This window comes from Pseudoalteromonas sp. G5_S1_14_S5 (assembly GCF_054968605.1).
Window position 1 is genome coordinate 1 of record NZ_JBQKUM010000078.1, and the last position, 21,189, is coordinate 21,189.

At 43.3% G+C, this 21,189-nt stretch carries 17 protein-coding genes and 2 pseudogenes; 6 read left to right on the forward strand and 13 right to left on the reverse strand.

The window, feature by feature from the left end; genetic code table 11:
• Window positions 1-319: 319 nt before the first annotated feature.
• Window positions 320-973 (reverse strand): Type 1 glutamine amidotransferase-like domain-containing protein, encoded by a 654-nt coding sequence (locus ACTRWI_RS18535; RefSeq protein ID WP_499133255.1) that lies wholly within the window; start codon window positions 971-973, stop codon window positions 320-322.
• 340 nt (window positions 974-1,313) lie between these two features.
• Window positions 1,314-2,039 (reverse strand): annotated as a pseudogene (locus tag ACTRWI_RS18540) (type 1 glutamine amidotransferase).
• Between the two features lie 98 nt (window positions 2,040-2,137).
• Between ACTRWI_RS18540 and ACTRWI_RS18545 the strand changes: the two are divergent.
• The 4 genes from ACTRWI_RS18545 to ACTRWI_RS18560 all read left to right on the forward strand — a co-directional run bounded on the left by ACTRWI_RS18545 (window position 2,138) and on the right by ACTRWI_RS18560 (window position 7,242).
• Window positions 2,138-2,908, forward strand: coding sequence for an AraC family transcriptional regulator (locus ACTRWI_RS18545; RefSeq protein WP_499133256.1), 771 nt, complete (start codon window positions 2,138-2,140; stop codon window positions 2,906-2,908).
• A gap of 814 nt (window positions 2,909-3,722) precedes the next feature.
• A complete protein-coding gene (locus ACTRWI_RS18550; protein ID WP_105024749.1) occupies window positions 3,723-4,379 on the forward strand; it encodes a 2OG-Fe dioxygenase family protein in 657 nt (218 codons plus the stop codon).
• Window positions 4,363-5,589, forward strand: coding sequence for a cysteine desulfurase-like protein (locus ACTRWI_RS18555; RefSeq protein WP_499133257.1), 1,227 nt, complete (start codon window positions 4,363-4,365; stop codon window positions 5,587-5,589). The genes ACTRWI_RS18550 and ACTRWI_RS18555 overlap by 17 nt, the downstream gene beginning before the upstream one ends.
• A 402-nt stretch (window positions 5,590-5,991) precedes the next feature.
• A complete protein-coding gene (locus tag ACTRWI_RS18560) occupies window positions 5,992-7,242 on the forward strand; it encodes a sensor domain-containing diguanylate cyclase (protein ID WP_499133259.1) in 1,251 nt (416 codons plus the stop codon).
• Window positions 7,243-7,350: 108 nt separating this feature from the next.
• On the opposite strand, the gene ACTRWI_RS18565 is transcribed toward ACTRWI_RS18560, so the two are convergent.
• From ACTRWI_RS18565 to ACTRWI_RS18580, 4 genes are all read right to left on the reverse strand, one after another.
• Window positions 7,351-8,175, reverse strand: coding sequence for a DUF2797 domain-containing protein (locus tag ACTRWI_RS18565; protein ID WP_499133260.1), 825 nt, complete (start codon window positions 8,173-8,175; stop codon window positions 7,351-7,353).
• Between the two features lie 423 nt (window positions 8,176-8,598).
• A complete protein-coding gene (locus tag ACTRWI_RS18570; protein WP_499133261.1) occupies window positions 8,599-9,969 on the reverse strand; it encodes an SLC13 family permease in 1,371 nt (456 codons plus the stop codon).
• Between the two features lie 199 nt (window positions 9,970-10,168).
• On the reverse strand, window positions 10,169-10,921 hold the full coding sequence (locus ACTRWI_RS18575; RefSeq protein ID WP_499133262.1) for a SanA/YdcF family protein: 753 nt from the start codon (window positions 10,919-10,921) through the stop codon (window positions 10,169-10,171).
• A gap of 160 nt (window positions 10,922-11,081) precedes the next feature.
• Complete coding sequence (locus tag ACTRWI_RS18580) at window positions 11,082-12,770, reverse strand: NAD-dependent malic enzyme (RefSeq protein WP_063522186.1); 1,689 nt, start codon at window positions 12,768-12,770, stop codon at window positions 11,082-11,084.
• Between the two features lie 184 nt (window positions 12,771-12,954).
• Between ACTRWI_RS18580 and ACTRWI_RS18585 the strand changes: the two genes are divergently transcribed.
• Window positions 12,955-15,351, forward strand: coding sequence for a helicase-related protein (locus ACTRWI_RS18585; RefSeq protein ID WP_499133263.1), 2,397 nt, complete (start codon window positions 12,955-12,957; stop codon window positions 15,349-15,351).
• Between the two features lie 203 nt (window positions 15,352-15,554).
• Window positions 15,555-15,932 carry a hypothetical protein gene (locus tag ACTRWI_RS18590; protein ID WP_499133264.1) on the forward strand — a complete coding sequence of 126 codons (378 nt, stop codon included), beginning with the start codon at window positions 15,555-15,557 and terminating at the stop codon, window positions 15,930-15,932.
• A 111-nt stretch (window positions 15,933-16,043) separates the two neighbouring features.
• Here the strand turns inward: ACTRWI_RS18590 and ACTRWI_RS18595 are convergent, their stop codons facing one another.
• The 7 genes and pseudogenes from ACTRWI_RS18595 to ACTRWI_RS18625 all read right to left on the reverse strand — a co-directional run bounded on the left by ACTRWI_RS18595 (window position 16,044) and on the right by ACTRWI_RS18625 (window position 21,091).
• Window positions 16,044-17,147, reverse strand: coding sequence for a phosphoribosylaminoimidazolesuccinocarboxamide synthase (locus ACTRWI_RS18595; protein WP_499133265.1), 1,104 nt, complete (start codon window positions 17,145-17,147; stop codon window positions 16,044-16,046).
• A 237-nt stretch (window positions 17,148-17,384) separates the two neighbouring features.
• On the reverse strand, window positions 17,385-17,792 hold the full coding sequence (locus ACTRWI_RS18600) for a SulA-like leucine-rich domain-containing protein (protein WP_499133266.1): 408 nt from the start codon (window positions 17,790-17,792) through the stop codon (window positions 17,385-17,387).
• Window positions 17,793-18,134: 342 nt separating this feature from the next.
• The gene (locus ACTRWI_RS18605; RefSeq protein ID WP_499133267.1) at window positions 18,135-18,323 is read right to left on the reverse strand and encodes a hypothetical protein; all 189 of its coding nucleotides are present in this window, start codon (window positions 18,321-18,323) and stop codon (window positions 18,135-18,137) included.
• Window positions 18,324-18,488: 165 nt separating this feature from the next.
• Entirely contained in the window at window positions 18,489-19,244 is a 756-nt protein-coding gene (locus tag ACTRWI_RS18610; RefSeq protein ID WP_499133268.1) for a hypothetical protein, read from the reverse strand.
• Window positions 19,245-19,280: 36 nt separating this feature from the next.
• Window positions 19,281-19,562, reverse strand: coding sequence for a hypothetical protein (locus ACTRWI_RS18615; RefSeq protein WP_499133269.1), 282 nt, complete (start codon window positions 19,560-19,562; stop codon window positions 19,281-19,283).
• Window positions 19,465-20,226 (reverse strand): annotated as a pseudogene (locus tag ACTRWI_RS18620) (YiaD family glycine zipper/OmpA-like lipoprotein); the annotation flags it as partial. The pseudogene ACTRWI_RS18620 and the gene ACTRWI_RS18615, both read right to left, overlap by 98 nt.
• Before the next feature lie 175 nt (window positions 20,227-20,401).
• Entirely contained in the window at window positions 20,402-21,091 is a 690-nt protein-coding gene (locus ACTRWI_RS18625; RefSeq protein WP_004738471.1) for a DUF2786 domain-containing protein, read from the reverse strand.
• Window positions 21,092-21,189: the final 98 nt, after the last annotated feature.

Consider the following 21,189-nt stretch of genomic DNA (forward strand, 5'->3'; position numbering starts at 1 on the left):
TAATCATACTTTATAACTAAATAATGTCTTTTTTCGTTTTAGTCTTCAATATATCCATCAAATATGGGTGGTCAGATCGCTTTTTGTATTCAGATAACTTTCAATAAGGAAAACGCGCGTACTCAGGTTTTTTTCGAGTATTAGCTCTGAATGACTTTGGGGCATTCTTGAGCTAGAAAATGCCACGGGTAAAAATTCAACCTGTGAAGATTTGGGACATTTCCAAGTTACGTTATTACTAATTTAGTAAAATCTGAATTAGTTGAAGTATGGAGAATTCACTTGCATTGACGTCTAGTTTAAGTTGGGTAAGGCGGTCCTAAGTTGATAGATTCTCCTTACAAATCCACTCAGGAGAGCCAAATTCAATGACCTCTCGATTTAAGAGAACAATTGCGTCAGAATCCTTGCACAAACATGCTGGAACATTGTATTCACGACAAATAGACAGCGCATTATGTCGTTCCGTACTATCTTGTTTTGCATGCGGATAAAGCAGTATAGGGACAATATTGAGAGCGCTAAAATCTCTAATTTGAATATCATTTACATCTCCACATGCCGCTGCTGTTACAATCGATGGAGTTAACAGTAATGCTCCAGCACTCACACCTATAATAGGTGTACCTTTAGCTGCAATTTGAACTAAGTGCTTATCAATATTTCTTTGTTTAATCCAGTATAGAAAACGGTATGTGTTACCCCCCGATAAATGAATCATAGTTTTTGATAACAAACTGACTAAACCGTCATTACTATAACCATCTTCTAAATCTAAATAGGTTACCTCTTGAATACCAAGTGATGCATAAAATGCCTTGGTGACCTTAAAATAGGCTAAGTCAGGATCGGGGGACGACGCGATGTACCCAATGGATATATCTTCAGGTGGAAGCCCTGTATTGGCAATAATATAGGACACAGCATTTCGTCCTTGAGTTGTTATGTAGTCACTTATCAATGCAAACTTCATACATACTCCCTTTTACAGCGGCAAAATCTTTTTAATAAATGAGATTGGAACACTTTACTGTCATAAGAAAAATTGAGTCAAACTATATCTTAATGCCCTATGCCATAATCATAACTAGCTTGGAATGGGGCATTTTCGAACTAGAAAATGCCACGGGTAAAAATTCAACCTGTTAAGGTTTTGGGCAAAAGCTTGTTAGATGATTCCCTAAATGAGCTGAAAGCGGATTACTTCAGATATCGATAACAGATTTAGCGTTCACCGTAGAGGTAAGAATATCGTATTGGTAGTAAAAAATGTTTCCTGAGAGCCAAATTTGGATAAGCCACTAAACTACCACTTAGTTCTGTGATTTATACAAGCGTTCCAACTTATCTAAAAAGCCATGTAGTTTTTCGTTCATCTCATCATAGTTATGACTTAGTAATACTTCGGGGTTCTCAACAAAACGAAAGTCTTCTACCTCCCTGAGATCAGTGTTTTCGATGAGCAGCGCTACGACTTCTTTAGTCAATTCCATATGACACTGAAAACCAAACACCAAATCGCTATAAGCAACAATTTGTCTAGGACAGCCTTTACTATACGCAATGATTTTAGCATCTGGTATCAGTCCAGGCATATCGTTATGTCAATGGCCTACTTCCAAAACGGTGCCAAAATGGTCAAACAGTGGATGGGTAATACCGTCTTTGGTCAGCGTGATAGGGAACTTACCAATTTCACGTTCAGGGCTATGTTCATAATGAGCACCTAACGCTTCACCAATAAGTTGTGATCCCAAACAAATACCAAGTACAACTTTGCCTGCATTAATCGCTTTTGCAATAACTGCCTGTTCACCTTTGGTATCGAAGTAAGAACATTGTTCGATAGTGGTCGCAGGAACTTGTGGGCCCCCCATAACAATCAGAAAATCAATATCTTCAATATCTTCAATATCTTGGGGGAGAGGTTCACCTAGATATACTCGTGAGTATGTAATGGTATGACGGTGTTTCTTCGCCCAAGCTTCATAAGCTCCAGGAGCCTCAAAATCTTCATGAATAATGAAATGGATACGCATCTTTAGCCCTTTACTGAATATTAGGCTGATAATGTTATACCAAATCTAATTGGCGCATTTTATACTAACAGACATCTAATGTAGCTAAGTCGCCAACCATGCAAGCCAATGAGATAATCAGAAACTTTCCTGATAAACAATTCATAACTAGAACGACCCAAATGGCCTCTGGCTATATTGATGATTTCCACTCACATCCATGGCATCAAATAGTGTTCCCACGGCAGGGATTGTTACAATCAGACATTGGTGATAAAAGCGGGATAGTGCCTCATAATGGCATGCTCTATATACCCGCAAATACAGTTCATAAATCCGTTGCGATTACAGATACACAATTTTTGGCGATTTACCTCAACCCAGGCAAAAATCTTCGGTATGGAAGCGAACCTAAATCCTGTCAGGTAAATTCTTTCGTCAAAGAGTTGATACTACTTCTGTTTGAAAGCAATACACACTCTCAATCTAAGTCCAATATCACACATTTACTGATGGTGTTGAGAGACCAAATCGAAGTTGCAGAAAGTTATGAAATACCACTGCTTATTCCTACCGATAAGCGCCTTTTCTCTATTTTCGCACAGCTTCAAAAACAGCCTGATTTGCCGTTTACATTAAAAGAATGGGCGAAAAAAGTCGGTGCATCTGAGCGCACATTGTCCCGATTATGCTCGAAAGAGTTTTCTCAATCTTTTACACAATGGCGACAAAACATAAGGCTAGTTTTATCTTTGCAATTGTTAAGCTCGAAAATGAGTATTCAAGAAATTGCTATCGAGTCGGGATATTCTTCCGATTCCGCTTATGTACAGGCATTTAAGAAATTGTTTAATCAGACACCAAGAAAGTACCGAACAGCAAACCTTTAGCACATATTCTGATTCGTTCTTTTACGAATCAGAGTAACATCAGTTGTTCTGTGTCTTTTGCCTAACTTTTGGTAGGTGAAATGCAGGCCTCTAAAAATTATAGAGTATTAGCTCTGAATGATATGGGGCATAAACGAGTTAGCGAAGCACACCGGGCATTCGAACACATGCCGATTCTTTCAGAGCTACATCCATTTCCGAAGTGGATTTTCAACGCCTCATACTCTTGTTTTCAAGTCTCCCGCAACATCTTCGAGACTAAAAGACCTATCAAGTTACTCTTCTAAAGAAATGAGCCATTTGGGGCGGCCGAGTTCCCCCGAACTCGACCTGTTCCAGACGCGCAAGCAAAGGCGTGTGGATTCTGTCGTACTCATAAATTAACCAATTCCAGTTTGTTGTGTAAACAATCAATAGCTTGACCACTGATAGGTAGGTCGTATTTCGACGTGTAAAAACATACAAATAAAGTATGTCGAAGTAGGGGGATGAGCCTTGATGCAGTGGCTGGCGTATTGGTGGAAAGTGCTGGCAAAATAATAAACACAGCGTACTAGTTAATAATATCGTTAAAATTGATTTTAAAGGTGTTTATAACTGGCTAGTGATGTGTGCTAGTTTTAAGAGTTGGCCATCTTTTATTCTGGTGTTATGTACTGCATTTGATTTTAATCTTGGTTTTACAATCTGAATTATTGATTATGACGGGATAAATGATTGTTTATTGTTGATTTGGCAAGATCTTCAAGTATCCTTTTATGTAAACAAGACGTTAAATATCGAAAGTAAATTAACAATCATTAAGGAGTCGATGATGTTACACGCTCACGAAAACACACTACATATTACCCATCTCAGTAACCACGCGGTTAAGGAGCTGTCACCTTCTTTCTCTAAGCTACCTAGCACGGAGCACGCAGACGGACAGTACCGTTTGAGAAGGTACTCTGTGGTTGAATTCAGTAATGGAAAAGTCGTTGAGCTAGACAAACATGACTTCGTCCAGTCTGAAGACATCAACCACTTCCAAGGTGATGTTGTTCGTCAATTCGAGCCAATTGAAGCCCCCATTCTGAGCAGCGAAGGCATGCAAGAGATGTGTGAATTGTTTATTGAAACTAACGGGCTTGAAGACGGACAAGAAATCGAAATCCACCAAATCCGTATCGCTGCCATTTATGAAGAGACGCAGGTTGCGCCAGAAGGCGTGCACCAAGATGGCTTTGACCACATCGCGTTAGTTGGCGTTAACCGTCACAACATTGTTGGTGGCGAAATTATGCTGTACCAAGATTCTCATGAAGCGCCATTCTTTAGAAAAGTGCTCGAAAATGGCGATGTTACAATGCTTGCTGACAGTAAGCTGTGGCACAACGCACAACCAATTCGCACCATAGACCACGATGAGATGGGCTACATGGATTTGTTTGTGCTAACGGCTAAGGATGCGCGTAATGTCCTTCACTCTTAATGATGTACGTCAGCAGTTCAGTGCGTTAGGCCAATACCATGACGGTAAGCCGGTTACCTTTTTTGATGGCCCTGGTGGTTCTCAGGTTCCTGAGAATGTTCTTGCGTCGATGACAGAATACCTTGGCCACTTTAATTCCAACTTGGGCGGCCACTACTTTTCGAGCCAGAAGACGACAGGCTTGATGCAGCAAGCGCGAGAGTCAGTGCAAGCATTACTGAATGCTGAATCTTCTGGCAATGTTGTATTTGGTGCCAACATGACCTCGCTGACATTTCAGCTTAGCCGAGCGATCAGCCGCGATTGGCAAGCTGGCGATGAGGTGATTGTTACTGCGCTAGACCACTACTCAAATGTATCGAGCTGGCAACAAGCAGCAGACGATAAGGGCGCGATTGTTCACCAAGTTCGTGTCGACGAGACAGATTGCAGCCTAGACATGGCACACTTTGAGTCGTTACTGAACGAGAAAACCAAACTGGTTGCTGTGACCTTTGCTTCAAACACCACTGGCTCAATTGTTGATGTCGCAAAAGTGATCGAGCTTGCACATCAATACGGCGCTCAGGTGTATGTTGATGCTGTGCACTATGCACCACACCATTTGATTGACGTTCAGCAGTTGAACTGTGACTTCTTAGCGTGCTCGGCTTACAAATTTTTTGGCCCTCACGTTGGTATTGCTTACGTGGCGCCCCGATGGCTACATACGTTAAAGCCATACAAGGTTGAGCCAGCCACTAACATCGGCCCTGGACGTTTTGAAACAGGAACGCAGAGTTTTGAAGGCCTAGCGGGTGTGATTGCTGCGGTGGATTACTTGGCACAATTTGGTGAGCCAACCGACTCACTACGCTCTCGCTTAGAGCAAAGCTACACGCTTTACAACAAGCATGAAAGCCAGTTGAGCGAGTACTTCCTAAAACGCTTGGGCGATCTGGAAGGGGCAAAACTCTACGGTAAGACAGAGTTTGATTCGAACCTAAGAACGCCAACATTCGCCATCACCTTTGATAATCACTCACCAGAGTTCATCGCTAAGAAGCTGGGCGAGCACAATATTTGTGTGTGGAACGGACACTTCTACGCCTTAGGTTTAGTTAAGCAGCTGGGTATTGAAGAGCAGGGTGTAGTGCGTATTGGCTGTATGCATTACAACTCGATTGAAGAGATTGACCTACTGTTCAACGTGCTTGAGGGCATTGTTTGAAATAACTAAAAGCGGGTTACAGAATCAGAAAAGAGCATACTTCTCTCAAGAATATTGAGTCTGAAGTATGCTCTTTTTTATTTTTCTGATTTGGATGAATAGTGCTGTCTAAGCTAAGAAACTAGGACAGATAGAAACCAAGGAAGGCAGAAGATAGAAAAGTTAATCATTACATTGCTATAGGTTATCTATTTTTATTTTATGGCGCGCGTAATCAGATTGAGATGCTTGTCTACTTTTGGTAACTCGCGCTAACGATTGATTTGTAGAGAAGCTATCAACAGTACGATATACTATATGATATAGTAATGTCCCCTGACGTTTGAAAGATTCTGTGGAAGGGGCAGTGGGACATGTTGTAATGCTCCAGTGATGAAGTATAGCTAGAGTGTGGAGTTGGTAATGTCTTCAATAAATTTCGAATCTACGTACGGCGTAATTATTATTCAAGATATGAATGTGGTTAGTGTTGATGCCAACTACGCTCGTATTTATGGGTACCAATCTCCAGAAGAGTTAATGTCCCAAATTGATAGCTTTCTTGATCTCATATCAGAAGACTTTCATGTCGCTGCCTACAAAAACTACCTTGAAACCGTCAGTAGTCAACGCGATCCTCAAGTTCACACCTTTACCAATGTGGATCGCAATGGCAGAGAGTTTACGGTGTTTTCTATTGATCATTTGACTGAATGGCAAGGAAGACCTGCATTACAAGTGACGGTGATCGACTTGAGCCCTGCGATTCAATTGCAGAATATGATGCGCAAGCAAGATCAGATGTATCAAGACATGATTATGAAATCAGGGCAGGGAATATTAGTGCATCGAGATTTCAAACCTTTGATGGTGAATCAGTCTTGGGTGAACCTGCAAGGTGGTAAGTCGATAGAGCAGGTATTGCAGCTCGATTCTATTCTCGATTTAATGCCACAACAAAATGTAGAAAGTATCTGTCAGCGTTATCAAGCGGTGATATCAGGTGAACCATCAGGCACCAGTAATGTAATAGAGAATATTGGCTTAGATGGTGTCCATCGTTTCTTTAATATCTATGACAATTCGATTATTTGGGAAGGTCAGCCAGCTGTACAGGTTGTACTTGAAGATGTCACCCAAAAGGTAATGTTAGAAAAGCAGCTCGTACATCAAGCGCACTACGATGAGATGACGGACTTACTCAATCGCCGTGCCATTTATGAGTGGTTTAGAGAGCACGTGGCCTCTGAAAATCATCTCGTGTGTATGCTGCTCGATATTGATGATTTTAAATCGATTAATGATACATACGGTCACATGGTCGGTGACGAGGTGATTTGTGCCTTAGCCAATATTACCAAGCGCAGTGTCGAGAGTGTGGGTGGCGTCGCGGGTCGCTGGGGTGGTGAAGAGTTTATAGTCTTTATTCCGAATGCAACGGTAGAAATATCACATGAAATCTCTGAACAAATTCGCCAACAGTTTAATCAAGCTGAGTTCAAAATCGACGAACAAACTCGATTTAATTCGAGTGTCAGTATTGGAGTGAGCGATAGCCGTGCGAGTGAAAAGGGTATGACGATTGATGCTTTGGTTAACCTTACCGATCAATCACTTTATCGCGCTAAAGCCAATGGTAAAAACTGTGTAGATGGGTATATGGTCGCGCTCTAGTCTTTTATCGTTATTTTTTAAAGCGGATCGTCTCATCTGAAATAAAAATGCCCTGAAGCAGAATCCTCAGGGCATTTTTGTATCTCACTTGTAATGGTGCTCTGCGGCTTATGCAGAAACCTCAACTTCGTAAGAACCAAATTTACGGATGTTAATCACGCCCGTATCTAGAATTAGGTATTGGCCTTTAATGCCTCGCAGCACGCCAGATACTTCAGGGTTCTTATCAAAGTTATGCGAAACAATCTTGACTGGGTGCTGTTCAACTGGATAGCTTAGTGAAGTGATGTTTTCACTTAACACTTCGATAGCATCGTCACCGAATTTTGCTTTGATCTCTTGGATCTTATCTTTAACCAGTGGAAGCAGCTCTTTTGCTTTCTCTATCAGTTCCATGTCGTCGCCATCGCCTTTCAGCAGTGTGCGCCAGTTGGTCTTATCTGCAATGTGTTTTGCTAACTCAACTTCGATCAGGCCAGAGATTTGGCGAGTTTTTACTTTAAGGATTGGTAGGCCTTGTGTTGCGCCTTGGTCAATCCAGCGGGTCGGGATCTGCGTATGACGAGTAATACCCACTTTTAGGCTTGATGTGTTCGACAGGTAAACGAAGTGATCAACCATGCAGTTTGCTTCGCCCCATTCAGGTTCACGACAGGTGCCTTCATCGTAGTGGCAAGTCTCTGGCTTCATGATGCACATGTCGCAGCTTGCCAGCTTTTTCATACATACAAAGCAATGGCCTTGAGAGTAGCTTTTCTTGGTTTTCTTGCCACACGAGCAGCAAAAAATATTACCAGTGTGAGTTAGGTTGATGGTTTTACCAATCAGAGGGTTTAACTCTACAAACTCTTCGCCTACAGGCAAACGGTAGGTTACCGCGCCATCCAGGGAAGCACTCATCTTCTTGAGTGTTCCTTTCGCTAATAAAGACATGACATTACTCATTGTATTTTGATTGTTATTTCGCCGGCTCGCTTGCCTTGTAATCAGGCAATACGGCTAACGATGATTATGCGATGAGTATAACAAATGGCGTCTGCTTTTATACGCAATATCACTTGATTCTCTTCGTAAATAATATGTTGCTTATCGGCTGGACGCGTGTTGTGCCAGGTGTGGCGTGAGAGGTGGCTTTTAGAACTGCAATGATTACGTGATAGGGATGTAAAGACCCAAACAAAAAGGTGGTGAGGAGCCGCAAAAAAGGGAAATCTTTTAAATGCCCGCCTAGTGATAACCTCGAGTAAATGATGGTTTCAAATAGATTGGGCATTTTTATACAGGCTGAGAGGGGGAGCTGCAGTCAGTTAAGTCAAAGCTTTTGCTTATGCAGCTCTCTTTATCAGCGTTAACTTCTTACCAGAAGATCCAAGCGAACAGTGTTAGCACTAGGATACACACTAGGTTTAGAACCATACCAATTCGCATCATCTCTTTCAGCTTGATATGACCTGAACCAAATACAATCGCGTTTGGTGGTGTTGCTACAGGCAACATGAAGGCACAAGATGCAGCGACAGCGATTAATGCAGACAGGATAACTGGCGACATACCTAGTGCTTCCGCAATGGTTGCGAATACTGGTACTAGCAGTGCAGCACTTGCTGTGTTACTCGCAAACTCTGTTAGGAATACCACGAATGCTACGACCGTTAGAATTGTTAGTAGCACACCTGCCGTCTCTAAGAAGCCACTTATTGAATGCGCTAGGAACACGCTGGTACCAGTCGCTTTAAGGATGTTACTCAGGCAAATACCACCACCGAATAGAATCAATACACCCCAGTCGGTTGTCTTCTCAACATCTTTCCACTCTACCGCTCGAGAAGCGCCAAGCAGTACGATTGCACCAATCGCAACTAAGCTATCGAACTTAGAGAAACCGCCGATCATTGCGTTGATTGGCTTACCGAAAATCCATAGCGTCACTGTGAGTAGGAAGATAGACAGTGTGATTTTTTTTCTGTTTGTCCACTCTACTGGCGCGTGGTCTAGCTCGAACTTATGATTAAGTTTTGGCTTAGTCATCACGTAAAGAATCAACATTGCGACTGGCAACAGAATCATCGAGATTGGTAGACCCAGAGCCATCCATTCTGTGAAGCTAAGACCAACTTCCGCAGCAGCGATAGCATTCGGTGGGCTACCTACTAGGGTTGCGATACCACCGATAGACGCACAGTAAGCGATACCAAGAAGCACGAACACGTAAGTATTGCGGTCTTCACTTTGGTCTACTTTGTTCATGATGCCAAGAACCAGAGGAAGCATCATAGCGGTCGTTGCTGTGTTAGAAATCCACATCGACAAACCAGCACTCACACCGAATAGCATGAATACCGCGACCGACATTTTGCCTTTTGCAATCAGCAGTACTTTGTCGGCAATCGCTTTATCAAGTTCTTGCTTGTTGAGTGCAGCAGCAAGAGCAAAACCACCCAAAAATAGGAAGATGATTGGGTTGGAGAAGTTCGCCAATGCAGCGGGCGTGTTGAAGACACCAAACAGGACAGCCAAGAGTGGAACGAGCAGAGCGGTGATGCTGACATGAATAGCTTCGGTTAACCACAGAACCGCAACGAACAAGAGAATACTCAAACCAGTATTGACTTGTGATTCGAAAGGAAGGGTGTTGAGCAAGAGTGCGAATAGCATGAAATTACCAATTAATATCATGCTGTTGCGGGTAAACAACCAGTGTTTCAGTGTAGTAACAAGTGCCGTCATAAGGCGCTCCTTTTGTTTATCCTCGTTTATTGATGCACTGGCTTACTTGAGCCGTGCTTATTGTTTTTCGAGGAATATTGACTTCATATGGGGTTAGGCTTTGTTGAGGGAATGTTACTTAAGTTAATAAAGGAGCGTTGGTGTGTTTTTGTGTAACAGTAGGGAAATGTGAGGCAACAAATTCAAAATGTGTAGATTTCTACACATCGGTCTCTGAAGGGGTTGAAATAGGGCTTGGAATTGGTGATGTTTCTTGTTTTGGACTAGGCTGAATCGGCTCTTTCGGGCCAAGGAATTTCGGGGTTGTGCCCATAATATACAGGTCTAGAAAAGCTTTGGTGCGAGCAAACACTTCACGTAAACGTATTGATGTTCCGGAGTGGTGAGTCGGGCCGGAAACCGCTAAACATTGCGCGTGAATGTCATACGAGTTAGCGATGAATAGTGCTCGTTCACAGTGGAACTTTTGAGTGATGATCAGGAAGTTGTCGGTATCGAAGATCTTCTTTGCACGAACAATCGAATCTAAGGTTCTAAAGCCGGCGTAGTCTAGGTTGATACGTTCATCAGGAACGCCAGCTTTTAACAAGTCGCGTTTCATGGTCCACGGCTCATTATAAGATCGGTGAGCGTTGTCGCCACTCAATAGGAATTGGTCGACTTTTTCACGGTCGAACAGTTCTATCGCCGCTTCAATGCGGTGTTTGTAATAGTCGTTGAGCGTTCTACCCAAGTATTTGCTGGTACCCAGAACGACGGCAACCTCAACGTCTGGTACTTCATTGATGTCATAGATGATACGATCTTCCGCTTGCCACGAAACCCAATAATCAATTGCAATCACCGCAGCGCTTCCTACCAAAAACACTAGGAAGGCGTTATACAGAAAACCTTGCAGCTTTTTGTATGCTTTTAGAAAGCAGTATCGGCAAATGTGAGAATTGAATTTCACTCTCGGCATAGTCCTTTGACTGAGCATTATTTTTGAGTGCTCGATAATACCAAATAAAAATGAGAAAATTCAGTTAAAAAGACAAGACAATGTAAAGAAAAAAACCCCTGCAATGGCAGGGGTTCTTGTAAGAGTGGTATTTGAGAACAAGTACGCTCTATTAGAATGCAGTACGCTTGTAGCGACGGTAAACCGGCTGCCAGAAGTGCTGGTCAATCGCTTGTTGTAGTGCTTCTTCTGTGATCTCTAGTGCAACACCTTGTTCGATCGCTTTCTTACCAACAGCGAAAGCAATCTTCTTCGATACTGTGTGGATCTCTTCCAGTGGTGGAAGTAGAGCGCCAGAACCATTGATTGCTAGTGGAGAACACGTTGCAAGTGCACGGCTCGATTCCATTAGCATTTCATCAGTGATGCGTGAGGCGTTCACAGCCAATACACCAAGGCCAATACCAGGGAAGATATAGCTGTTGTTACACTGAGCGATTGGGTAAGTTGTGCCGTTGTGAACCACTGGTTCAAATGGGCTGCCTGTTGCTACTAGTGCTTTACCATCTGTCCAACGAATGATGTCGTTTGGTGTTGCTTCAACACGGCTTGTTGGGTTCGATAGTGGGAACACGATAGGGCGTTCGCAGTGAAGGTTCATCTCTTTGATTACTTCTTTGCTGAATAGACCCGGTGCACCAGATACACCAACCAATACTGTTGGTTTAGCGTGACGAACAACGTCTAGTAGCGAGAAACCTGTACCGTCGCTTTCCCAGTCTTTAGTGTTCGCGTTGGTTTGAACTAGGCGTTGTTGGAAATCAAGCAGGTTCTGCATGCCTTCCTGAAGTAAGCCCCAACGGTCAACCATGTAAACTTGAGAACGCGCTTGCTCGTCGCTGATACCTTCAGACACCATCTGAGCAATGATCGCTTCTGCGATACCACAACCCGCAGAACCTGCACCTAGGAAGGTCACACGTTGATCAGACAGTTTGCTACCTGCTGCTTTACAAGCCGCTAGTAGAGAACCAACAGTCACAGCTGCTGTACCTTGGATGTCATCGTTGAAACAACAGATACGATCTTTGTAACGCTCAAGTAGAGGCATTGCGTTCTTCTGTGCGAAATCTTCGAACTGAACTAGCGCATCCGGCCAACGACGTTGAACCGCTTGGATGAACTCTTCAACGAATGCATCGTAATCAGCACCTGTGATACGAGGATGACGCCAGCCCATATACATTGGGTCAGCAAGACGTTGAGGGTTGTTTGTACCAACATCAAGTACTATTGGTAGCATGTAAGCTGGGCTGATGCCGCCACACGCGGTGTACAGTGCTAGTTTACCGATTGGAATACCCATGCCACCGATACCTTGGTCTCCCAAACCAAGAATGCGCTCACCGTCCGTAACCACGATAACTTTAACATTGTGGTTTGTCGCATTATTAAGTAGATCATCGATACGATCGCGGTTCGGGTAAGAGATAAACAGACCACGACCACGACGGTAGATATTTGAGAAGTTCTCACATGCTGCGCCAACTGTTGGCGTGTAAATGATAGGCATCATTTCAGAGATGTGGTTTTGAACTAAACGATAAAAAAGCGTTTCGTTAGTGTCTTGGATGTTGCGAAGGTAGATATGCTTATCCATATCACTTTCGAAGTTACAATATTGTTTATATGCACGTCCAACTTGCTCTTGGATTGTTTCCGTTGTTTCCGGTAACAAACCTTCAAGGTTAAAAGAGCTACGCTCTTCAGCAGTGAATGCGCTGCCTTTGTTTAGAAGGGGAGTACTTAGTAGAGCAGGACCAGCATAAGGGATATATAGAGGGCGTTTATCGTTGTTCATTGGATGCCTAATATGGGAGAAAGAGTAACTAAAAAATGATAACGGTTTAGTTATTCAATTGTAAATAGTTTCTCCCTGATCTTGGCAAACAAAATGATATTCTTTCTTCTATCCCACAGTTATCGAATTCTAACGTCATAATTCGTTATACTTTGTTCACATTTTTTCGCGGCGCTCTCTTTTTATGTCTCAACTTCCCATCGATAGCTATCAAAGTACTTTCCATCAACAGATCGCTGATTCTCACCTTGTTGTAGAAGCTGAAACCGGTTCGGGTAAATCAACGCGCTTGCCAATTTGGGCATCTCAACATGGGCGTGTGCTGGTGGTGGAACCAAGAAGAATCGCTTGTACATCGCTAGCTAAGTTTCTAGCGAAAGAATCAGGTGAGAAGCTGGGCAGCAAAGTGGGTTACGCCATTAAGCTTGAAGCGCAATATAACGAGCAGACTGATGTAGTATTTGTCACGCCCGGAATTGCTTTACGTTGGTTAGCAGAAGATGGGCTAGCCGGTTTTGATGTGATTGTGGTGGATGAATTTCACGAAAGACGTTGGGACATCGATTTGCTGGTGGCGATCCTTAAACAGAAGGCGAGCCATCGTTTGGTCATCACATCGGCAACCATCGAAGGGGAGCGCCTCGCTGATTATCTAGAAGCGAACAGGATCAGTTGTGAAGGCCGAACTTATCAGGTTGATATCGAGCACAGAGCAAATGAATCTAGGGCTTTGCCAGATAGTCGACATCTAGAGCAACGCATCGTTGAAGAGGTGAATCATCAACTTATTGCATCTCACGGCGATATCTTGGTTTTCCTTCCGGGTAAGAAAGAGATTGTGCAGTGTGAGCAAGTGTTGGCAAAACATCCGGATCTGCAAGTTGTCAAATTGCATGCCTCAGTAAGTGATAAGGAACGAGATCTCGCGCTATCTGGTCGCAATGTGGCTAACGACGATGGTGATGTGAACGATGGCAGAGGCTTACGAAAGGTCATTCTCGCGACTAACGTGGCTGAAACCTCGCTAACCATTCCCGATATTGGTGTGGTGATTGATTCTGGATTGGAGAGAAGAACCGTTCAGCGTAACGGCAGAACCACTTTGATGCTGAAATCCATATCACGCGCGAGTGCCAAGCAGCGAGCAGGCCGTGCGGGTAGGGTAATGGACGGTGTTTGCGTTCGTTTGTATGGCGAACATGCAGCATTAGAGTTAGTCACGCCACCTGAATTACAGCGTGAGGAGCTGACTGAGCCCATGTTGGCGGCGGCATGCAGTGGTTTCACTTTGGAGAGTTTGTCTTTCCTCGACCTCATTCCAGAAAAGTCGCTACATAGCGCAACACAAACTTTGTTGACGATGGAAGCGATTGACGACGACTATCAAATTACCGAGCACGGCAAAAAGCTTTACCCACTTCCGATTGATGCTTTGTATGCCGACATTGTTACCCGTATTAAAATCAAAGCACTGAAAGAGGCGATGGTCGATCTCACGGCTGCATTGTCTGTGCCTGCTCGTTTATATCAGTTCCCCAATAATGCTGAGCACTTGGAAGCGCTCGCTCAGCAAGAAAAAGAGGGCTGTGATTTAACCTTGTTGATTCAGATTGTGCGTGGTCGTGATTATCCACACCTAGAAATCGACCAGCAAGCTTTGGTAGAAGCGCAAGGGCTTGCCGAGCAAATGCGTGGAGTGTTTGAGCTTCCTCAGTTGGAAGTTGCCTCTCGCTACCAACGTACCGCTCTACTTGAAACCATCATTCAGCTGCATCCTGAATTGGTGTTTGTGCGTCGTTTAAAAAGAAGAGAGGCGTTTGCAAACGGGTCACTAGAGGTGGTACTTGGTCGTCAGAATCGTTTTCCTGATAACGCACAGGCTATGTTGGTGTTTGATAGTCACAGCCTTCCCGGGCGAGGAGTTAAGCAAACACTGACTCTCGCAACGACCACAGCACCGATTGCGCTTAATCTGATGGTTGAGGCGGAACTTGGCGAATGGCAACAGAGTGAAACCGTGGTCAATGATAATGGTGTATTTACCGAGATGGCTTTGGTGTACGCAGGTCGTACAATCACGACAAAACTGGTTGCAGCAGAAGGTCAGTTGTCCTTAAAGCCTATCATGGATATGGTGGTAAGTGGCACTCAGCTTCCTGGTTTTGCTGAGGTTCGTACTCGAGAGATCAAGCATTGGCAGCTGTACGTCAAACTTGGGCTGGATGAGCAAACCAAGTTTAGCTCCGATATCGAGCAACTGAGTTTTGAATCATGGTTTATTGAGCAGCTTGAAGTGCTGGGGGTCACTGATGTCAGTGAGCTTGAGATGTTTGATGCATCGGACATTCCTTTTGAAGGTATCCCCAGTTGGCTATACGTAGAGTTCGCTGAAAAGTACCCGTTTTCGCTCACTCTTGCTGACTTGAACTTGGAAGTTGAGTACCTTGTGGGAAGAAAGCTGATTTACGTTCATCATCAGTCGGGTAGTAGAAAATCACCGCCGAAACGATGGGAGTTACCGACTTGGTCTGGCTGGCGCGTTCAGTACAAAAAGGCGAGCCGAATTATTGATATAAAATAGATAGATAAGTTTTATCTTCAAAATATTAATCAAATAGGTGCATATATGATTTTTCAGTGCTGATTATGTTACAAATTTGATTTTTATATGCCATTTTAACCAATCAAAAGGAAATAAAAGACCATCTTTCTATATCCTATTGCTATAAAGAAAGAGTTGATAGATATTGAGTATATTGTGTTGCCAAAGTGTCGGGGGACATCATGGATAATCAGAAAGAGACGCGTGTAGAGTTTGATTACACAACTTTTCTTGGCGCCTCGTGCAGTAAAAAATGGACTTTTCTGGAAGCACTCACCACTATCGCTCCAGTGTTCAGTACCGTTTGGCGAGACAGCATCAAAGAGCTAGCAAGCCCAGAAGATCGCTTATGGCAAATGGCACTAAAATCGATGTCTACACGTAAGAGTGATGAATCGAACATCGTTACTTTGCTCAAGCTTGCCAAATTAGAAGGCATCAATGAGCTCAAAGTAGTGATGCCATATTCTCTTGAAGAAAAGCAGATCGAGTACATCGAATCGCGTAGTCATTTAGTGATTGCAGGTAATACTGGAGAAGAGTTTACTATTCGACTGTAAGCCATGTACCAGTGAGAGCGATGCTCAAACAAGACTGAAAATTACATGTAAAAAGGGCCTCAATGTTGAGGCCCTTTTTGTATCGTGACGGTTTTTAAATCGATAAGATGATTAATCGATTAGCCCGTAGTCAGCACGCAATACGTCGATGATCTCTTGTTTAGGATTTTCGCTCAGTACAATCTCAGCGCCGGTAATCTTTGCTGCAATATCAAGGTAAGTGCGAGAAAGAGACATCAGTGCATCCAATGGCAATTCATTGTCACGCGCTAGCGCTTCACGTTCAGGCATACGCTCTTTATTCAGCAGAATATCGGCATCAGGGAAGTAGTTAAGTAGGAACTGGCGGAAACCTTCTTTTGAGTTTTCAACGATGTTGCCATTATTGTATTGCTCTGTATCCCAGATACGAGATGAGTCAGGTGTGCCCACTTCGTCCATGTAGATAAGCTTCTCTTTACCTTGTGCATCGTTCACGTAACCAAACTCAAACTTGGTATCAACGAAGGTTTGATCGACTTTTTCTAGTGCGTCACTAATGACGTTAAAGCCTTCTTTCAATAGCTTCTCGTAGTGCGCGATATCGCTCTCTTGTGAGAAGTTAAATGCTGCAAAGTTATCTTGGATGTTCTGACGCGTGATGTTTACATCGTCCGCTTCTGATACACCAGGAATGCCTTTCAAAATACCTTTAGTCGAAGGAGTGATAAGAAGCTCGGGTAGTTTCTTGTCTTTCTCTAGACCTTCTGGCATTTCGATACCACAGAATTCACGCTCACCATTTGCGTATGCACGCCACATCGAACCTGTGATGTATTGGCGACAAATCGCCTCAATCATTACTGGGCGAGCTTTTTGTACAATCCATACAAATGGGTGAGGGATATCAAGAATGTGGCTGTCAGCAAGACCGTTGTCTTTAAAAAGCTTGAACCAATGGTTAGAAATAGCATTAAGCGCTGCGCCTTTACCAGGAACACCTTTCAGGTTGCCTTCACCACGCCAGATACAATCAAACGCAGAGATACGGTCACTGATCACCATGATAGCTAAAGGAGCATCAGGTGCTACGTCGTAGCCTTTCTCTTTAATTAGTCGTTGGCTATCTTCTTCAGTTAACCAGTAAACCGAACGAACCTTGCCACTGTGGACAGGTTTATCAGTGCGGATTGGGAGGTCATCATTTACGGCAAGAACTTGATCAGCGAGGCTCATTTAGACATTCCTATCTTTTATCAAACGTCATACAGAGAAGTGCAATGTGCACATGATTAGACGGGCATTATACCCAATCTAACGTTTGCTTCCAGAGAAAAAGCAAACGTTTGCTAAATCTGCTGGTTGAATAAAAATCCCTGCCTAACTATCCACCAAATTTAAGGCGAATCGTAGGGCAGGGGAAGGCAGTATATTTGGACTGTGTTACTCAGTTATCTAGTAGAGCTATGTTGCTTAGTGAATGCGCTCTGAGTTGCCATCCATAAAGAAAACTTCACACTGGAAACGCATACCTAATGTTCTTAAGTATTGTTGGCTAAATTGATCAATTGTCGCGCTAGCAACGATCGCACTCGCATTCTTAGAGCGGATCGCTTTCTCTACTGTTTCAGCTTCGGTCATTTGGTGAGAAGCTTTCATATGAATAACGCGGTCGCAGCATACGTTATGTTTCTGTAGTTGCTTAGCTGATGGTCTTGGTGTTTGAGCTGTAAATAGTAGCCATTGATGTTGATTGGACAGCAACGCCATTTTTGCAAATAACGCTTCATCAGTTGAATGATGAGCTGAGCGAGAAGCTGAGGCAAATGCGCCGTGAATTAGCGGGCTAGAGTGTTGTGCTTTAACGTGTGCTTGAATCATTTTGCTGTCCTTATATACATGCTGTACATATGAACAGTAGTTTTTGTTGATTCTAAGATCAAGCATTTTTTGCGGGATTATTGGACGATTTCTTATGGCGAAATGAAGATTTTCCACTTAAATATATGAAATTTAAAGTTAAATTAAATTCGAATGATTTTGCTATTTTGTCTCAGAAATAGAAAAAAATGTGAGCTTTATACAGGTGTATACAGTAGTTCTTTGTATACACCTGTATAGAAGATAAGAAGATAAGAAGATAAGAAGATAAGAAGATAAGAAGATAAACACTGGATACAAAAAAAGCGCCTAAGGCGCTTTCTTATATTTTAACGATGTAGCTTATCTCAGTGTTGCCTGGGAGAGTTTTGCTCTCATTTCCATCTCACCAATATTGAACTGGCGAACATCCATGGTCGCGATATCATTGCAGTCTTTACATGCATGATGGGACTTACCATCTAGGTAGTCGTGCTTTTTTACTAGGCTTGGCTTTTTGCACCAATCACAAACGCCTTCTATTGTGAACATATTCTCTCCTCACCTGTTTAAGTCAGGTGTATTTTCGGCGCAAATTATGACACAACAGAGACCTATTGGTTAATGGTTTGTTACTCGTTTTTGAGAGGGTGATCGATTGCAACACCAATAAAATCGACATCTCTGTGAGATGGAAAGATAAAGGTGTGTAATTGCTTACGATTTCGTAACACTTTGTAAGATGGTTTTTAGCGCGCTATTCAAACGTTTCATTTCTTCATCACACCCTTGACCATCAGGATGATAAATTTTCGATAGTTGTTTATATCTCACCTTAATGTTTTTCTGGTTAGGAATAGAGCTCGGCGTGTAGCCAAATAGCGCACAAGCTAGCTGTAAATTGTTCGAACATTTTTGGCCTTTTTGTTTCTTCAATTCGTTGAACATGGTCTGCAATTGACGCTTTTGCTGCTTAATGGTGCGGTTCTTCTCGCTTAGTTGCGTTTCGAGCACCTGTTTCTGCATTCCTAAGGCGCTCGATTTTAAAGTCTGTCTTTTTCGCGAGATCACCAGAGTCGCGCTGATACTCATGATACCAGTCATTAACACCAATACCGTATCAATCATATAGTCAGAGCCACTTAGGTTAGAACTGAAGAGGTTAGATTGCACTTGGTTAGATTGTATTTGCTGCGATAACTCCTGACTGTTGTCTATTTCAGAGCTGATGCCGTCGTCAAGCTGTTCGATTGAAGAGATCTGTTTTGCACGTTGTTGATTGAACTGCGCTTCAAGAACACGGTTGTAGCCATCTTCTGCATCTGGGTTGTCTGGTAACGCTGCTTCATACCAAAGTTGTGCCGCGTCTAGCGGGCTGAGTAGCGCTTGTTCTGGGGAAGATTCGTAGAGCTTGGCGATTTCTACTGTCGCTCGCTTGTTCCCTTGCAATGCTGCTTTGATAAACCATTCCAAGGCCAATTTGTTGTCAGGTTTTCCATCCGTTCCTGCTTAGTAAAGTTCGGCCAATTTGAATTGTGCATTCGCACTGCCGTTTTCTGCAGATTGTGAATACCAATAGAGTGCATCATCGATGTTCTGAGAGACGCCAACCCCTAATTCATATGCTTGTGCTAATTGGTATTGTGATGCTGAATCTTTAGGTGATGAATCGGCTGCGTTACTTTCTCCACTGTTATTTTCCGCATGGGCGAGGGAGGAAAGCAATAAAACAAGGGCTAGAAGGATAGCTCTCGGGGACGGTAGTGATCGAAAGTTGGATAGGATAAGCAAAAGATAAGTCTCGTAAAAAGCCCAGTGCCGATATCAGTATCAAGACGTATTGGAGTGAACAATAAAGTCGTACAGCTTTAAATGAGCCATACAACTGACAAGTCACTATATAGCGGTTACAAACACGGCCTTGAGATGTGTTGTTGTCACATAGAGGGTAATGCTCACCGTTACTACGAGCAATGGCACGGCCTGCAGCTACATATTGAGAGATCAAAAATGCACGAACAGATTCAGCACGGGGCTCAGAAAGGATTTGATTAGTCGACTCGCTGCCAGTGCTGTCAGTGTGACCTTCGATCACTACACTAGTGTCTGGGTATTCAACTAGGATACGAGCAACGCCACTAAGTGTATTGTGGATGCTTGATTCAAGCGCGTAAGAGCCAGAGTCGAAACCGATGCCGATTTCAAGGCGGAGTAAAAGTTGGTTTTCGCCAACACGCTCTAACTGAACACTAGAGTTCATCAACTCTTCACGAAGTGCAGCTTCTTGTCGGTCAAAGTAGTAACTAATACCACCGCCAACAGCAGCGCCAATAAGAGCACGTTTACCACGTTCTTTAGAGTCACCGGTAGCAGCACCAGCAACGGCACCAGCGATTGCACCAATTAGAGCGCCTTGAGCTGAAGAGTTAGTCTCAGATTCGCCAGTAGTAGCGTTTTGGCGTTGAGTTGCCTGACAACCCGTAAGTGCGACAGTAAGCGCTAGGGCTAGTGTGGTTTTTTCAACGTTTTTTCTCCATCATATACTTCTTTCAAACGCATGGATGACGAAAGACAAACACATAGTCCTATAGGTGGTTTTTATCAATACGCTGAAGCAATGTAAAGAAGCTCTATGATTTAGATATCTTTTTAGGTGCCTGTGCACCGGCAACTGGTCGATTAACCGACAATTTACGACCTTTCTTCAAACCAACCTCGTAATCAGCGGTGAGATTTTTCATTGCCTCTTTAAGCTGTTGTTTGAAGGTTTCGCGGTCGATATTTTTGAACTCTTTATCGATGTAGTTATTGATCTTGTTGTTCGACTCTTCGTCTGGCGTGATCGTTGGTAGCTTCTCAAGTGCGCCTTCAACCCAACCTGATACAAATGAATTTACGCGACGGGTTACTTCTAGTGTACCTGTACCAGATCCCGCAAAGCTGTTGCGGAATTGGCCTGTATGCTCATTGAGTTCACGGTAGATGATATCGAAAGCAAAGGCTGCAAAGATGGCACGATCGGCTTCACCGATGAACTCTACGCGTTTAAGGCCTTTGTGGTTGAGCAGTACAGCTTCTACGCCGAACTTAGTATTAATACCACGAATAACACGAAGCAGTGTTGAACTGATATTTGCGGGTAATAGGTGTGTGGATTGAGTCTTGCCCATCTTGATAAATTCAATATCGTCTTTCTCAAGACCATATTTCAGCATCAAGTTATGCGCCATTTTGATTGCATTGGCAGCTTCGTTGACGTTTGCAGAATTACCAAGTTCAAGACACTTAGCTATTTTCTTTAGGGCTTTTTTCTTATCCATCGACTACTTAATCATTACCGCAAATTTTGAAAAGTCCGACATTTTACATGTTTTGGTGGGTAACAGAAAGCAAAACTCACTCTGTGGGCGAGTTGGGC